This is a genomic window from Tumidithrix elongata BACA0141 (assembly GCF_036349135.1).
GTDB classification, from domain to species: domain Bacteria; phylum Cyanobacteriota; class Cyanobacteriia; order Pseudanabaenales; family Pseudanabaenaceae; genus Tumidithrix; species Tumidithrix elongata.
Genome location: NZ_JAZBJZ010000117.1, coordinates 1 through 17,057 on the forward strand (window position 1 = coordinate 1; position 17,057 = coordinate 17,057).

The following is a 17,057-nucleotide window of genomic DNA, read 5'->3' on the forward strand; positions in this document are numbered from 1 at the left end:
CATCTCGCCTTCTAACTGTTTTGTTATTATCTATTATTTCCAAACAAGTCTACTGCCGCCCTATCTCTTTAATGGCAAGCTCATACAATTGCCGACCATGTTCAACGGTTGCCAAAGATGGATCGGAGCCCATACGTCCGTCGGGATAACGTTCGCGAAATTCTTGGGGAGCATAAATCTTGCGATCTTTATTGACATATTCGCTCAATGGGGCAGATTTAATCGCGTCGGGGTAAACATACATCGTGACAGCAACCTCACTGGGAGTAGCATGGGAGCCTTCCTTATCGCCATAGAGCTCTTGAACCAACTTATGAATTGCTGCACTCATCCACCAATTGCCAAGGTAGCAGTGGACGTTGGGTAGCTCGGTATGGATCTCTGTAAATGCGGTTTTGAGGACAGCAATGTTGCCACCATGCCCATTGATAAAGAAGAAGTGCTGAAAACCGTGTTTCGCCAGTGAATGTACGTAGTCTTTGATTACCAAGGCGAGTGTAGAGGGCTTTAGGCTTATTGTGCCGGGGAAACCCATATGATGTTCTGCCGTACCAATTGTGAGTGTGGAAGCAATGAGGGCATCAAGTTCTTTGCCAATTCCTTGGGCGATCGCTTCGGCGCAAATAAAATCTGTACCTATTAAGCCAGTGGGACCATGTTGCTCGGTGGAACCAATGGGAATAATCACGCCACGCGATCGCTGCAAATAGGCTTCGATTTCTTGCCAAGTTGATAAGTGCAGTAGCATTCAGAGTACCTATTTTATATGTTTGAATTTCGGTAGTAGTCCCAATTTTTGAGCCATCTACAAGATAATGTTTGCAGTCGGCAGTGAAATATTTTGCGCCCCACAGACATCCTAAATCATCCCTATTCTTTTCAGCATCCCCTCCCATGAACTTGCCAAATAACCCAAAACCTGTATTTCTGCTCGTCGATGGGCATTCGCTGGCATTTCGGTCTTACTATGCCTTTGCCTATCGCGGTGATGGCGGACTGCGCACCTCCACGGGAATCCCTACCAGTGTCTGTTTTGGTTTTTTGAAATCCTTGCTTGAGATTTTAGACCGCGAGCAACCGCAGGCTGTGGCGATCGCCTTCGATCTAGCCACACCCACCTTTCGCCATGAAGCCGATGACACCTATAAAGCAGGACGTGCGGAAACCCCAGAGGATTTCATTCCAGATTTGGCAAATTTGCAAAGCATTCTCGAAAAGATGAATCTGCCTGCGATCGTACAGGCGGGGTTTGAGGCAGATGATGTCATCGGGACTTTGTCGCAACAGGGAAGTGGTGCAGGCTATGCTGTCAAGATTTTGAGTGGCGATCAGGATATGTTTCAACTGATTGATGCCGACAAGAGTATCTCTGTTTTACATTTAGGGCAAAAAGATAGGATTCAAGAATTTCATGCGGCAGAGGTAAAGGAAAAGTTGGGCATATTGCCCACGCAAGTCATTGACTACAAAGCCCTATGCGGTGATAGCTCGGACAATATCCCCGGCGTGCGCGGAATCGGTCAAAAAACAGCGACCAAGCTCTTAGAAGAATATGGCAGTCTAGAAAGGATTTTGGCATCTGTGCCTACGATGAAGGGAGCTGTCAAACAGAAGCTAGAGCTAGGTGTGGAAGCCGCAAAGCATTCGCAGTTTATGGCGACGATTAAGACGGATGTTCCTCTGGGCATCGATATCGAAACTTGCAAGCTCACAGGTTTTGATACAGAGACTTTAGTTCCATTACTCCAAACCTTGGAACTGAAAGCATTTGTAAATAAAGTCGATCGGATTCAGTCGAAATTAAGTGGCGATTACAGTCAGACAAATGCCACGAAAGCGAATAAAAAGAAACTACAGGAAGTTCCTAAATCTGAAAATCTTGAAACTGATGATGAGCTATGGTTTGATTTTGCTTCAATCGAAGCCAAGGCTTTAGCAGATGCTAATGCTATACCTAAAGAAGAAAGCAGTTCCCTTATCTTAGAAGTAGAGATAATTAATTCTCGCGATCGCTTAGAGCAGCTAAGACAAAAACTGGAAACCCTGCGATCGCCCGTGGCATGGGATACGGAAACTACCTCGCTCAATCCCCATGATGCAGATTTGGTGGGAATCGGTTGTTGCTGGGGCGATGCGATCGGCGATGTTGCCTATATTCCCATTGCCCATACAGAGGGACAAAATCTGGAGCTATCGGAAGTGGTTCGAGCCTTGAAGCCCCTATTAGAAGATCCCGATCGCCCCAAAGTTCTGCAAAATGCCAAATTCGATCGCCTCATGTTTAAAGCCGTAGGCATCGAACTAGCAGGGGTTGTGTTTGATACGATGCTTGCCAGCTATGCGATCGACCCCGAAGCTTCTCACAGCTTGGATGCCATGTCTCGCGAATTCTTAGATATTAAAGCCAAAAGCTTTAAGGAATTGGTGGGCAAGCGCAAATCGATCGCCGAGGTGGCTATCCCTGAAGTCGCCCAATATTGCGGCATGGATACCTATACCACCTTTAAACTCATGCCAATTCTAGAAAAAATGTTGGCAGAAACGCCCGCACTTCAGAAGCTATTCGCCGAAGTAGAACTTCCCCTCGAAGCAGTTCTGGCGGAAATGGAATGGACGGGCATTAGAATTGACAAAGCCTATTTTGCCGAGCTTTCCCAAGAATTAGAAACAGATCTCGATGCGATCGCGCTTGATGCCTATGCCCAAGTTGGTCGCGAATTCAACCTCAATTCCCCCAAGCAACTCAGCGAGATTCTCTTAGAAATTTTAGGAGAGAAGTTTACCAAGAAAACCCGCAAAAGCAATACAGGTTACTCCACCGATGTGACAGTACTAGAGAAGTTACAGGGCGAACATCCCTTAATCGATGTCATGTTAAAGCACCGTACCCTAGCCAAGCTCAAATCCACCTATGTCGATGCTCTGCCTGCGATCGTTCACCCCAAGACGGGGCGCGTTCACACCGACTACAACCAAACTAGGGCAGCGACGGGTCGCTTGAGCAGTAACGAGCCAAATTTACAGAATATTCCCATCCGCACGGCTTTTAGTCGTCGCATAAGAGCAGGATTTTTGCCTGAAGCTGGCTGGATGTTAGTATCTGCCGACTATTCTCAGATCGAGTTACGGATTTTGGCGCATCTCAGTCAAGAACCCGAACTTGTAAGGGCTTACAGCAAAGGTGAAGATGTCCATACCCGCACAGCGCAGTTATTACTAGAAAAAGAGCAAGTATCCAGCGAAGAACGTCGTCTTGCTAAAATCATCAACTACGGCGTGATTTACGGAATGGGTGCGCAAAAGTTTAGCCGCGAAGCGGGCGTGTCTGTGAAAGAGGCAAAGCAATTTATCGATGCCTTTAATCAACGCTATGCCAGCATTGCGAGCTATATGGAAAACATTGAAGCCGAAGCCGAAGCCAATGGTTTTGTGACCACGATCCTAGGACGCAGGCGCTACTTCCATGACATCAAACGTATGGACGGATATCGTAAAGCTGCCCTGTTGCGATCGGCGGTGAATGCCCCAATTCAAGGGACGAGTGCAGATATTATCAAGATTGCGATGATTCGGCTCCATAAACTTCTTCAAAGCTATGAGGCAAGGTTACTATTGCAGGTTCATGACGAACTCGTGTTTGAGATTCCGCCTCAAGAGTTGGAAATTCTATTGCCCCAAATCAAATCGATCATGGAATCAGCCTTGGAATTATCGGTGCCCTTAGTAGTAGATATTCACACGGGTGCCAACTGGATGGCCGCAAAGTAAGAATCCTCTATCGAAATTCTTGTCAAAATTTACCTGACAAGAAAAACGAAACGAGATCTACGAACATTTCAAATTTCAATGCATAAGTCTAAACAAGAGGAAAGTAAGATGACTACCCTATCTCTTTGCATGATCGTTAAAAACGAAAGCCAAAACCTAGCAAGATGTCTAGAAAGTGTGAAAGCCTTTGTGGATGAGATCGTGATTGTTGATACTGGCTCAACGGATGATACTGTTGAAATTGCCAAAAGCTATGGGGCAAAAATCGACTATTTCCCTTGGTGTCATGACTTTGCTGCCGCCCGTAACTATTCTTTGTCCAAAGCCACAAGTGAATGGATTCTATTTCTTGATGCCGATGAAGATTTGGTAGTTGAGTTAAGTAAGTCTCTCGATATAAGTCCAGATTTAATCAGAGAGCAAATTACTACAAAACTCATGCTTAATCCACAGATTTCTGCCTTCCTTATTCCTTTAATTGATATAAATCAGGAAACCTTAGCTACCCCACAAGTACGACTATTTTACAATCGTAAAGATCTTCAATTTGTGGGACGCTTCCATGAAGTTGTTAATATAAGGGATTGTCAAGCCGCCATTTTAGGGGATATTCATGTCTTACACTATGGTTACAGCAGAGAAGCTGTTGAGCAAAAAAATGTATCTCGAAATATTCCTTTGCTTGAGCAAATACGTCAAGAAGAAGGACTTACCCTAGGGCTTTTATCTTGTTTAGCTGGGATGTATGACACGATTCAAAAATCAGAAAAAGCCGAGGATTGCTATAGAGAAGCTTTTGAGCGACTTTTACCTCATTTTTTAGAAGGCAGTATGCCTGATAATGGCAGCTATGTTCCCCAGCTTTTATTTAATCTAGGTGTAAAGATGCTTGCCCAACCTGAGCAGGATTTTGAAATCTTAAATTTGCTCTGCCTCAAAGGACTTGAGTGGTTTCCCAGATTTCCACCTCTAATCTATTTAACAGGCGCAGTGTTGAGAGGGATGGGTTTTGCACTTGGGGCTACTGCCTACTTTGAAAGGTGTTTAAATTTGGGGTGCGATCGCACCTACAGCCAAGATCATCCCTTCGATCGCCGATATATGACCACCTATGCTGCCTATGATCTAGGCTGTGCTTATTTCGAGGCTGGAGATCGGCAAGCAGCGATCGTTGCTTTTGAGCAAGCCCTTAGTTTTGACGATCTCTTTATCCCTGCCCAAGAAAGGATACGAGAATTAACCACTTTAGATTAGTTTTTTCGATCGTTTTTTAGAATAGTCACACAGGTTGCAAAGGGCTAAAAGTCTCTTGCTGACTCATAAACGACCATTGAAATAGTGGATTCATGTTTTTAGCATATCCAGTCCTCTAAAAAAACTTTTGATTAGATGATATCAATTTAAAAAAATGAGGGTAAGTTGATGGAGCAACTGAAATGTACCTTCTCTTAACAAGCACGGGACAAAATCATGAAATCTGAATTCAAAGCAAAACTGCTACAGCACCTTCTCAGCAAGAAAGATTCCGAAAAGGGTTTCACCCTGATCGAACTGCTCGTTGTTATCATCATCATCGGTATTCTCGCAGCGATCGCACTTCCTTCCTTCCTCAACCAAGCTAACAAAGCTAAGCAATCTGAAGCCAGAACCTACGTTGGATCGCTCAACAAGGGTCAACAAGCCTACTTTACAGAAAAGAGCAGATTTGGTCCTAACATCGATGTTTTGGGTGTTGGTCTCAAAAATACAACAACCAACTACGCTTACACCTCGGCAGACGTTGGTACTGGTACAACCAATACGACCGCTCTTTCTTTGGGTACGTCTCAAGTTGTTGCAATCAGATCCTATGCAGGTCTAGTTTCACTTTCTCAAGTAGCTGCAAGCAGTGACGTCACCAGCCTTGCAATTCTTTGTGAAGCAAATGCACCAGGAACTGCGGCTGCCCCTAATCCAAGTGGTAACGCGACAGCTGCGCCTGTTTGCGGTGCTAATAGCCAGCCTGTTGGTCAATAGTTGTCAACTCGTCTAAATCTTTTAATTAAACTGGGCAGGTTTGTTCCTGTCCAATTTTTTTGTTTTTATGCAAAACTAATGAATTCATAAACAAATTGGCAATAACCAGCCTATCGCTATGAATTCACAAGAAAATTGGCAATAACTAGCCCATCGTCATGAATTCACAGGAAAATTGGAAACAGCTAGCCCATCGCTGTCTACTACAAACGGACTATGCTGGTGCGGCAAAGTTATATGAAAGAATCATTGCCGTTGAGCCAGACTGTCTATCCAACTATTGGTACTTGGGGCTGACGCAGCTTTTACAGGGTGAGGAATTAGCTGCTCAATCGACTTGGTTTGCAGCTTTGGCTGAAATTGAATTTCTTGACGATCCTGAAGTGCAGTCGGAGCTAACAACTGAACTTATCTCCATCTTGCAAACTGAAGCCGATCGCCAACAACAGTTATCAAATCATGGGCTTGCTTGGCTAGTGCGGCAACATTTGCGCGAGATTGCCCCCGACAATCTGAGGAATTTACTCTGGCTCTGGTACTTGTCGATTGGGCTTGGCAACCTAGCAATCTCCGATTTAGAGACATGGGAATTGTTGGAGCTGCTTAATCTGGAAAAATCTCAGCTAGATGAATTAGAAGATTTCCAACCTAGCAATGACTTCCAACAAGCGCTGCAACAAGCATTCTTAGCAAGTTTAGACTATGCCCCTCTATACCCAGTGTTGCCTAACTTGCTTGAGGTGTGTTTACCGTTACTGCAAGATCCTGAGAGCGTTATGCATCAAGTGCTTCTCTCTGCTGTAAAGCTTGCCTATGCCGAGGGGCAGTATGATCTGGCGATCGCCGCGATCGAGAGGTGTTTAGAGATTACAAGCCATCCATTGAACTTTTTGAGAGAATTAGCACCTCTCTATCAAAGATCGGGTAGATACGATCTGGCAATTCAAACGGCAAGACAATGTTGTGAGAATTCAAACAGCCTGCTCGATAAAATCTTTTCCCATCATCTTCTGATCCGCAGTCTCATGGGTGGTGGTGGCTATTGGCAAGAGGCAATGGCTATATTTGAGCAACAGGAACTGCTTTTAGCTGAACTGATTGAAACCAATCCTAAAGACCTCACCAGAGCGATCGCCCAGCGACTCTCCGTAGTTAGTTTTTTTGCACCATATCTACGAGATCGACCCCAGGAAAATCGTCAGATTCATAACCAAGTTGCCCGACTATGCACCACAAATCTCATCGATTTAAATCGCGATCGCTTTGAAACCTATGCCTTAGAAAATCGCAAACGAAAAAGCACTGCTTCCGTAAATCGCAAACTCAAAATTGGCTATCTGTCCCATTGTTTAAATCAACATTCCGTAGGTTGGCTAGCCCGATCTCTATTTCACTATCACAATCGCGATCGCTTTGAGCTATATGCCTACTTTGTTGCCTATAAGCAAACCGACGATCCTCTGCAAAGTTGGTATGTCGAACAAGTCAATAAAGCCTACCGAGCTGGCGTAGATGGTTCGCAGAGTAGTTTAGAAACAGCAAGTCGAATCCACGACGATCGGATTGACATCTTAGTCGATCTCGACAGTCTCACCCTCGATATCAATTGCGAGACTTTGGCGCTCAAGCCAGCTCCAGTACAGGCGACTTGGCTGGGTTGGGATGCTTCGGGATTTCCAGCGATCGACTACTATATTGCCGATCCCTATACTCTACCAGAGTCTGCCCAAGATTATTACAGTGAGAAAATTTGGCGTTTACCCCATACCCTGATTGCGGTTGATGGCTTTGAGGTGGGTGTACCGACCCTACGCCGCGAACATCTCGATATTCCTATAGATGCTGTAATTTATCTCAGTACTCAAGGAGGCTATAAGCGTTATCCCGACACAATCAGACTGCAAATGCAGATTCTTAAAGCCGTTCCCAATAGCTATTTTTTAATCAAAGGTTTGGCCGATCGAGAAGCAATCGGTTATATGTTTAGTCAAATTGCCGAAGCTGAGGGAGTTGACCGCGATCGCTTGCGATTTCTACCCATGCAAACCACTGAAGCCATGCATCGTGCTAACTTGGCGATCGCCGATGTTGTATTGGACACCTACCCCTACAATGGTGCAACTACAACCCTAGAAACACTTTGGATGGGGATTCCCATCGTTACTAAAGTGGGAGAGCAGTTTTCTGCCCGTAATAGCTACTCCATGATGATGAATGCAGGAATTGAAGAAGGAATTGCTTGGACAGATGCTGAGTATATAGACTGGGGAATTCGACTGGGAACCAATCTACAACTTAGGCAGCAGGTAGCATGGAAACTGCGGCAGTCTCGCCATACATCTCCTCTGTGGAATGGTCAATCTTTCGCCCAAGCCATGGAAAATGCCTACGAACAAATGTGGGAAAAATATCTGTCAAGATAATTTTAGGGAAGCAATGACTAAAAGGAACTTAGACAATTTAACGATAGGAGTTGTATCCTTGCGATGGGGAATTTGATAGGTCTAAATAACGTTGCCGATAAATCAAGAAATGATACGGAATCATGGGCTATTGGGATAATTGGGATCTTAAAATAGAGAATGGATTCTTTCCATGAAGGTGAAGAAAATAGCCAAGTATGGCAGCGGGAACTGTCAGCCCCAGAGCAGCAAGATTATAGCCAGAGAAGTTGGCTGCGGTTGGCTTACCCATCATCCAAAACATCCCCCAAATCAATGAGAGAAATCCTGTGGCGATCGCTTGCCTAAGAGGGAAAGACCGTGCAAGTCGAGCGGATAGATAACCACCAAAAACCGTACCAGATAACCCTACGAATAAATATAAAATCCATGCATTCTTATAAAAACTGGCGATCTGAACGCGATCGCTTCCTAAAAAGAAGGCAACATACCAGACAAAGGTTTTGAGTACAAAATTCATCAGTTTTGTACTCAAAACATCAGCCATCCAACCATAGATAGAGATCTTGAAACTGAATTTTCCTGTGGCTTCAGGCTTTACGGTTTTTCTGGACGGAGAAATCCCCCTAACTTGGGCTTGGCTGGGTATTGGTGAAATTTTGGGTGGCGTAACGACCTCCTCGGTGATATTTTCGATCAATTTCTCAGTGTGAGACCATGCAGGAATCTGCCGCGATCGCTGGCTTCCATAAATTTCCAGTGTCGTAATGCCTTCGATTTCAAACTTTCGCAGCCCCTTGACGATGCGCCGAACATTGAGTTCGCAATCGGGAATATCTTCTGCTTCTAGTACAATTTGCAAACAGTCCTGCCTACGTTTGACCTGAGCGCTAATTCCGTATGGTTCGTAGGCACGGTTGAGTAAAACAGCGATCGCTTCTGGGTTGCCTTGCCGTGCAAGTTCTTTTTGATTGGAAGAAGATTTAGATTGATTCATGAATATTCTCTCAGTAAAATCTAATGGCATCAAGGATCTATCTGTGTTGTGCCGCCAGCGCATTTCGTGTCTGCATAGCTTCGCGATCGTTGGGATAAAGTTGAATTAGACGATCGTATGCTTCTAGGGCTTCGCGATCGCGACCGAGTTCGTTTAACAGAGCCGCCCGACTGCGCAGCGCAAGCCTGAACCTAGGCGCAATTTGGATGGCTTTTTCGTAGGAAGTCAGCGCCTCGTTATAACGCTGTAATGTATAGAGAATATTGCCGCGATAATTCCATGCCTCCGCATTGGGAGGGTCTAACTCCACGGCTTTATTAATCGCTGCCAAAGCTTCTTCATAGCGATCGAGATAACTGAGCGCCATGCTCTGGACAAACCATGCATACTGATGTTTAGGAGCAATTTGTAGTGCCTGTTGACTAGACCTTAATGCCTCGGTGTAGCGTCCCAATCTGCCCAATACATCGCCTCGATTGGCATAGATATCCGCAAGGCGAAGCCTCCCTTTCCTGCCTAGATCTCCTTTAGCTTGAATGGCGCGATCGTAGTCCTCTAAGGCACCATTTAGATCATTCTTGCCAGTACGGTATCCAGCTCGATTGAAATAAGCTAGGGCATATTCAGGATCGATTTCTAATGCCTTGTTACAATCTTGGATTGCTTCTTCTAGATCGCCTAATTCGCTATGACTGAGACTGCGATAGTTATAGGCAATTGCATTGTTAGGATTCAGCGAGATCGCTCGGTTGAAGTCCTCGATCGCCCCGCGATAATCACCCCGATCGTATTTGCGATCGCCCTGTTCGACATAATCGGTATCAGAATATCCAGAGCCACCTTCTTGAGAAGCAGATAAATCCTTTTGAGCTTGGCTATTGGCATGGAACCTCTCCATGGGATTTGGCAAAAAGCAGCCAGCAGATATCAATCCAACGGATATCAAAATCCAAGTAAGGGGAGAATACCAAAGTTTAGATCGAGATGAAGGATCGACCGCTATCGCTCGTTCGGGAAGGGAAAGCGTAAATACAAATTCTTGCGACCAACTGGGAACTTTTTCATACTCCACTTTCCCATACACTTTCAGCGATCGCGCGTTGGGGATGTCTAAACTGAGTAATTTTTTAAAGATACTTTGGGCAAGATTTTGGGGTGGAACGGCTGCCCCCTCCAGCAAAACCTGCAAGCGATCGCCATCTAGATCGACACTGGCATTGATGCGGCGAGATTCTAAGGCACGGTTTAAAAATTTCGCGATCGCTTTAGGCTTGTGTTTCCAGTCTAGTCCTGGGGATCTGGGAAGCTGAGGCGATTGTTGCAACGGTTTATTCCCTACAGATTGACTGGGCATGCGATCGCTTTGGGAATCTAGGTTTCGATATAGACGAACCGCTAAGACAACCGCCACAATCACAAAGACAAAGACAATTGTTCCGCTAGCAAACGTATTGATAAATAGCAGAGAGTTGTATGTTCCATGAATGAGGGTTGCCGCTAACAGGGCGATCGCCCAAGCTTGCCATAGGGGTTGGTGAGATTGTTCCCGTCTGAATGCGATCGTAAAGCTCATCGCTAGAGCTGCTATGGCGTGCATGGGTAGACTCATAAATGCTCTAGCCTCAGCAATTTCTGCTCCATAGCTAACAACATACAAAATGTTTTCGACAAAGGCAAAACCTACGCTGAGCGTAACGGCATGAATCACCGTATCTTTTTTACTTTGGAACTCTTTACTTTTATCGAATACTAAATACAAATACAGCATTTTGATACTTTCTTCGATCAGGGCTGAGCCTAAAAAGCCCATCTGAAGAGCATCGGTAACAGGAATTGAATGTCGTGCGGAAACACTGCTAAGGCTCTGCATATAGCTACCAAACTTTCCATGCATGAGCATGCGATCGACAAAGGCTTCAATGATTGAAGCGGGTAAGATCGAAGAGACGCCGAGGAGAAAAGCTTTGACTTTGCCGCTCTGGGACTTGTTTTGCCTTAGATCGCATTCATAGAAATAACAAAGCAAAGCGATCGCAGGTAAAACCGCAGTCAAGATGCTATAGGCTAGAGACATCTCTTTTACCTCGTACTAAGTAAGTCTATTCGTACATACCTCTTGGGGTGAGAAGGTTATGCAAGTTGCATAGGTTCCCCTAATCCAGAAGTAGATCGTTGTGGTAGTGCAAAAACTGCTAGACAACAGGTAGCTAAGTTTTTTATGGTAACGCAATACTGGACGTTTGTTAGGATTGATATTGCAACAGGAAAGCCTAAAGTAGAGGAAATTGCCCTTGCCAAAATATTCTTGCAGCAGGGTTTCCCCGAATTAACTAAATTTCCCGTAAGCACAGATATATCGCTACATCTATGGAAAATTTGGAGAGGCGAAGATTATGCTGAATCCCAACGACATGCAGCACAGCTATGTTTGCGTTGTTATATCTCTCATCAAATCCTCGAAGCCAGTTTGCAAATATTTCGACAATTTAGCGATCGCTACGGACTTCCACTTGAAGAACTATTGCCCTGCGTGCTTGATGATATTTTACCAACGACATTCAATCAAACAAGCTCCTACATTTCACTGGCTCGGGAAATACTGGAAACCTTCGATCCAGAGCGCAGCAAGTTAAACACATGGACAAATCGCAAAGTGCGGCAGCATCGCGAACTGAACGTCTTACTTTTAGATTACGGGATCTATTTAATTAGCGACTGGGCAATTCTTAACGACACAACTTCAAAACAATTACGGCAAGTTCTATCTACTTCTCTACAGTTTACGGAAACAGAAATTCAAATTGCCGTTCTGCTATTAGATCGCTATCACGAAGTCTATCGTAAAGCCAGATTACAACAACGGGCAGCAGGTAGTAACGGTCATTGTCAGCCCCCAACGTCGAACCAACTGGCACAAATCGTTAAGGATGTTCCATCGCTCTCAGCCAATACAGCCCTGATTCAATTACGAGAATTTGCTAAGCATCTGCGAGAATACCGCCTGCAAAGTCGTGGTGGCAAACCTTCATCCCTTTCGATTGACGATCCAAACACATCAATGGATAGCGATCGCTTGTCTTCAGCTCTAATCGATAGTACTGAGGTCGAGCATCAAGAATTTCTGCAAACCTTTCGCAAAGAATTATTGGTACAGCTCGATCGCGCGATCGCCTTTGCGATCGATGCTCATCTCGAACGGATCGCACCGAAAAAAGATCGGGCATTACAGAATTTCCTAGAAGCCCTATGTCTATTTCATTGCCACGGCAAGGCAATGGCAGAAATCGCTCGCGATCTGAGTTTAAAAGCACAATATCAAGTTTCGCGTTTGTTAAAGCTAAAAGAACTACGGGCAGATATTCGACGAGAAATTCTCAGCAACCTACAAAAACAGGTGCTCGTACTCGCGCAGACCTATGCAGACCCACAACGATTGCAAACTCTAGATGCTCTTGTCGAAGTTACATTAGAAGAAATTATTGACAAAGAGTTACTGGAAGAAGCCGAGTCAGAAACGCAATCCGCAAGGGGACATCCTTTAGCAAGTCTTTTTGCTCAGCGATTATGTCGCTACATGAAAAAATTTGACTGCTAATGCGAATAGCACGGCAGACAGCACACTTAAACTTAGATGATAATATGGAAGGACGTATGATGTTAACAGCGCGGACAAGGGGAATGGAAGATATCTTTGAGTTTGAAGCCCTCCATCCTGATGAAATTGAAATTTGCGAGTCAGACGTGATGAAAGCAGCTCGCATTGGTAGCTGGCAACCACCCGAACAGCAGTGGCAGATCTATCTCAAAGAGCTAGCAAGCATAGGCATAAAACAATGGTTGAGAACTCGTATCCCCAAAGCAGTTCGACCATTTAGTCATGTTGCCGATTGTGAAGTCATTTCTTTACAAGTCGGGGATTTTAAGGTTTGCGTAATTCCTACCTTCTATGTGAATGGTTTCTCTATCGAGTTCCCTAGCGTTATCGTCGATATTCCCGATCGCAGCTACCACTTTTACATTGTGGCGGAAGTGCGCGAAGAGCATTCGCTTGTTAGATTTTGTGGTTTCCTAAGCCATCCTCAACTGGTAGACTTACAGCAACGGGGTTTATTAGAAAAAGCGGATGGAAATCGATATGTCTTACCCCTAGGCGAACTCGATCGCGGCGCCAACAAACTTTTACTTTATCTCCAATGTTTAGAAGATAGCGCGATCGCAATTGCTACACCTCCCACACTGACTTCGCCTTCACAGCATTCCTTTCTCAACCTAGCCCTCTGGCTAAAAGGGGATCTCGACGAGTTGACGCGATCGCTGGAATGGATGCTCTTACCTAAACAGACATTCGCTCTGCGCGAATCTGCGCTGCGTTCTATTAAAAAAAGCCCCATCGACGAGCTTGGTGAATTCCTCAGAAAATGGGAATCTCAGACAAACGCCACGATTCCCGCAGATGCCCGTGCCGCCTATCAAGATCTAGTCCTCGGTGATGCCAAGTTCAGGCTTTATGCCATCCCTTGGGTCATAAATTCCGAGACTGAGAACCCTGAATGGTCGCTGTTATTAGTCTTAAGTGCGATCGCCGACGATCGGCTACCCTTGGGGTTGACCCTGTCGGTTCGCGATCGCGATCGGGTTTTATTTGAACAAATTGGCAAGTCAAATACTGTCTACCTGCACGCACAGGTTATAGGAAATTGGAACGAAACCTTTTCTGTAAAAATCTCTTTGCCATCAGGTTTACAATTGACCTTACCAGAGTTTGGGTTTTATCCTTACGTATAGCAATCCTAAATGAGTTGTAATTATTTGTAGCGCAGGTATCTTGCCTGCACGAACTGGAAGCCCATACCACGTTCGCAAACAATTAAGAATCGCGATAGGTTCGTCATAGGTTCGTCATGCATCGCAAAATATGGTTGTCTATCGGCTAGAAATCGAACGAATAGGTCATCAGTGCCGCTTCCAGTTAATGACGGAAGGCAAGCACTTCCCACCTGTGTTGCTTTTGCATTCAGAAACCGTAGCAACTGCCTATGGCAATTGGCAGGAAGCCTATCTCAACTACTATCGTGCTATGCCTGATGCAGAGAGTTTACCCGAATTGCCTATGCGGGGTAAGTTAGCCTCAGGGGGTGATATTTCAGCATCGCCTCAAGACTGGCACACGAAACTTGGAGAGGCGGAAGCGAAGCTCTTAAGAGAATTTACCTACTGGTTGCGCAGTCCTGAACTTTACGCTTTACGCGCAGAAATTAATACCGCAGTGCTGGCAAATTCTAAATCCTTCACCAGCATCGATTTATTTATCTGTTGCCACAGCGAAGAGCTGATCCGCTTGCCTTGGGAAGCATGGGATCTGGGCGATGAATTTGCTGCGCCCAATGCCATTCAGATCGCGCGTTATGTTACAACCCATTCCGAGACCTCTAGCCATCGCCTGCGTAAGGGCAAAGTAAGATTGCTGGCAATTTGGGGAGATGATTCGAGTTTAAATTTTCAAACCGATCGCCGCGCCATGCAAATGTTAGCGGAAACCGTAGAAATCCATACCGTTGCTTGGCAAAAGGGAGAAACTGCCGAAACCTTTTATGAAAAGATTCGACAGGCAATGGTCGATGAGCGAGGGTGGGATATTCTCTTTTTTACAGGGCACAGTCAGGAAACTGAACTTACGGGGGGAGTCATTGAGATCGCACCCAATGCCGCGTTTTTAATACGCGATCTCGAACCGCATTTACTGGTAGCAAAGCAACGAGGTTTGCAGGTGGCGCTATTTAACTCCTGTAGCGGTCTGAGTATTGCGGAATGGTTGGTCGATCGCGTCGGCTTGCCGCAAGTAGCGATTATGCGAGAACCCATTCACAATCGGATCGCCCAGGAATTTTTAATTCAATTCGTGCAGGGCTTGAGCAGTCGCCAGAATGTTTGCCAAGCGATCGCGACCGCTTGCAGTTACCTCCATCACAAGCGATCGACCTATCCCTCTGCCTATCTCATTCCTTCTCTGTTTCGCCACCCAGACGCGCCCCTGTTCGTTCTACCCAAATCGGTTTGGCTAGAACAACTCAAACTGCTAGTTCCCAGCCCTTGGCAAGCGATCGCTTTAATATCTCTATGCGCTCTGAGTTGGCAACCGAGCGTGCAGACCCAGTTGCTAGACAAACGGATTTTCCTACAGGCGCTGTATCGCCAGCACACAGGACGAATTCCCGATCGCAAACCGCCTGTTGTCCTCGTACAGATTGACGAAGAATCCATTCGCAGAGCGGGGATTTCCACGCCCAACCCCATGAACCGCGAGTATCTGGCAAGCATCGTCAATCGTCTTAGCGAACTCAATGTCAGAATTGCTGGACTCGACTATTTGTTGGATCGTCCCCATACATCTGAAGACAAGGGAGCCAGCGATCGCCTGTTGGCAAAAGCATTTCAAACTGCGATCGACCAGAAGCAAATGCGATTTGTGCTGGCTACGGTCTATGACGAAGGAAAGTGGAGTTCTCCCCTGCCCGAATTTACGATCCAACCTGGGGTTACCGATGCCCATATTCATCAGTCGGTCTATTTCTTAGCCTTGCCACAGTCCGATCTAGAAAAACAACCCTTTGCCTATACGCTAGCAAAGTTGCGAGATCCCAATCTCAAGTCTCCTAGCGTTTCAAGAATCGCTGAGTTTTCTGCTGATGTTGGGCAAAATTGGTTTACTCCCATCCTTGATTTTTCCATTCCTGCCGATCGCGCCTACACAACCATTCCCGCATGGCAATTGCTCGATCCTACGATGAAGCTACCAGAGAATCTAAGAATTGCCGATCGCATTGCAATCGTCTCAGCCAATTACTCAGAAGCAGGCATATTTCAACAAGGTTCCGATCGCTTTCCCATGCCGACTGCGATCGCCTACGGTCAGAGATTCAGCGCACCTAGGAACGATTCCAGTAGTGGATTTGCTAGCGAAACCATGACAGGCGGGGAACTTCATGCCTATGGGGTATGGCATTTCTTAGCCAAGCGTTGGGTCGTACCCATTCCCGATCTCCTGGGAATCGCGATCGCTTTACTCATCGGTGGTGCGGTAATTCTCATCGTTCCGTTTAAACGTAAGGGAGGTCGGTTGGCAATCGTGGCGGGAACCTCGATCTATATCGTTGTATGCCTAGAACTCTATATTTCTGCGGCTTTACTGATTCCGATCGCATTCCCAACAATCGCATTTTTGCTCTATGTCATCCCTCTGCGATTGCGATAAAATTTGAAAAAGTTTATTTGCAGGTTAGCTAAACATACTCTCGGACAGCGTATTTCTACTTCCCTTAGGTGTCCATGAGCGCGGTGGATGAGCGCATACCCTCGTTACCTGTGTGGGAGTTTCTACTGTGGCATTCGGAATTTGGAAATTGCAAGCGATCGCCGCCATCGAAGAGCTACCCATCCATGCGATCGCAAAACATACTGCCATACCCTCTCGCAATCTTTGTTCCATCTCAGTCACCTCAACTGTTTATCTAATAGACTGCCGAAAAATTTCTGCTCAATAGGCTCATTTATGAGTTCAGTTTTTGACTCACTTCTTCAAGGCTTTGCTCGACAAGCGATCGCAACCTTGAGGAATTCAACAGTGCTATTGAAACTTCAGGGTTGGGTCGGAAATATACGCTTTCTGTTACAATTCTTAAAAATATCTCCTCCCCAAGAGTTTTGTCTTGGCGTTGAATGGTGGCATGAATTCTATAGCTGCGATTATAGAAGTTCAAACCTGAAGCCACTTGACAATACTGTGCCAGTTTTTAAAGTGGATTTGGCTGTTGACTTATAGAAGGGCATCTCTAAAAATACAAACAAGAGTAGGAAGGGATTTGAGGAAAATGAGG

The 17,057-nt window shown here is 45.5% G+C and carries 11 protein-coding genes; 7 read left to right on the top strand and 4 right to left on the bottom strand.

Annotation, left to right across the window (positions count from 1 at the left end; all coding sequences use genetic code 11):
* Window positions 1-49: 49 nt before the first annotated feature.
* On the bottom strand, window positions 50-748 hold the full coding sequence (locus V2H45_RS20925) for a creatininase family protein (protein WP_330485628.1): 699 nt from the start codon (window positions 746-748) through the stop codon (window positions 50-52).
* 146 nt (window positions 749-894) lie between these two features.
* Between V2H45_RS20925 and polA the strand changes: the two genes are divergently transcribed.
* The 4 genes from polA to V2H45_RS20945 all read left to right on the top strand — a co-directional run bounded on the left by polA (window position 895) and on the right by V2H45_RS20945 (window position 8,207).
* Window positions 895-3,768: a DNA polymerase I gene (gene polA, locus V2H45_RS20930; RefSeq protein ID WP_330485629.1), complete on the top strand. Its 2,874-nt coding sequence runs from the start codon at window positions 895-897 to the stop codon at window positions 3,766-3,768.
* Between the two features lie 108 nt (window positions 3,769-3,876).
* The gene (locus V2H45_RS20935; RefSeq protein WP_330485630.1) at window positions 3,877-5,022 is read left to right on the top strand and encodes a glycosyltransferase; all 1,146 of its coding nucleotides are present in this window, start codon (window positions 3,877-3,879) and stop codon (window positions 5,020-5,022) included.
* A 216-nt stretch (window positions 5,023-5,238) separates the two neighbouring features.
* A complete protein-coding gene (locus tag V2H45_RS20940) occupies window positions 5,239-5,784 on the top strand; it encodes a type IV pilin-like G/H family protein (protein ID WP_330485631.1) in 546 nt (181 codons plus the stop codon).
* Between the two features lie 158 nt (window positions 5,785-5,942).
* Entirely contained in the window at window positions 5,943-8,207 is a 2,265-nt protein-coding gene (locus V2H45_RS20945) for an O-linked N-acetylglucosamine transferase, SPINDLY family protein (RefSeq protein ID WP_330485632.1), read from the top strand.
* 127 nt (window positions 8,208-8,334) lie between these two features.
* Here the strand turns inward: V2H45_RS20945 and V2H45_RS20950 are convergent, their stop codons facing one another.
* Window positions 8,335-9,183 carry a hypothetical protein gene (locus V2H45_RS20950; RefSeq protein WP_330485633.1) on the bottom strand — a complete coding sequence of 283 codons (849 nt, stop codon included), beginning with the start codon at window positions 9,181-9,183 and terminating at the stop codon, window positions 8,335-8,337.
* A gap of 37 nt (window positions 9,184-9,220) precedes the next feature.
* On the bottom strand, window positions 9,221-11,257 hold the full coding sequence (locus V2H45_RS20955; RefSeq protein ID WP_330485634.1) for a tetratricopeptide repeat protein: 2,037 nt from the start codon (window positions 11,255-11,257) through the stop codon (window positions 9,221-9,223).
* A gap of 144 nt (window positions 11,258-11,401) precedes the next feature.
* On the opposite strand from V2H45_RS20955, the gene V2H45_RS20960 reads away from it, so the two are divergent.
* The 3 genes from V2H45_RS20960 (at window position 11,402) to V2H45_RS20970 (ending at window position 16,435) form a co-directional block, all read left to right on the top strand.
* The gene (locus V2H45_RS20960) at window positions 11,402-12,778 is read left to right on the top strand and encodes a hypothetical protein (protein ID WP_330485635.1); all 1,377 of its coding nucleotides are present in this window, start codon (window positions 11,402-11,404) and stop codon (window positions 12,776-12,778) included.
* 56 nt (window positions 12,779-12,834) lie between these two features.
* Entirely contained in the window at window positions 12,835-13,968 is a 1,134-nt protein-coding gene (locus tag V2H45_RS20965) for a DUF1822 family protein (RefSeq protein WP_330485636.1), read from the top strand.
* Window positions 13,969-14,098: 130 nt separating this feature from the next.
* Window positions 14,099-16,435, top strand: coding sequence for a CHASE2 domain-containing protein (locus V2H45_RS20970; protein ID WP_330485637.1), 2,337 nt, complete (start codon window positions 14,099-14,101; stop codon window positions 16,433-16,435).
* A gap of 24 nt (window positions 16,436-16,459) precedes the next feature.
* Here the strand turns inward: V2H45_RS20970 and V2H45_RS20975 are convergent, their stop codons facing one another.
* Window positions 16,460-16,669: a hypothetical protein gene (locus tag V2H45_RS20975; RefSeq protein WP_330485638.1), complete on the bottom strand. Its 210-nt coding sequence runs from the start codon at window positions 16,667-16,669 to the stop codon at window positions 16,460-16,462.
* Between the last annotated feature and the right edge of the window lie 388 nt (window positions 16,670-17,057).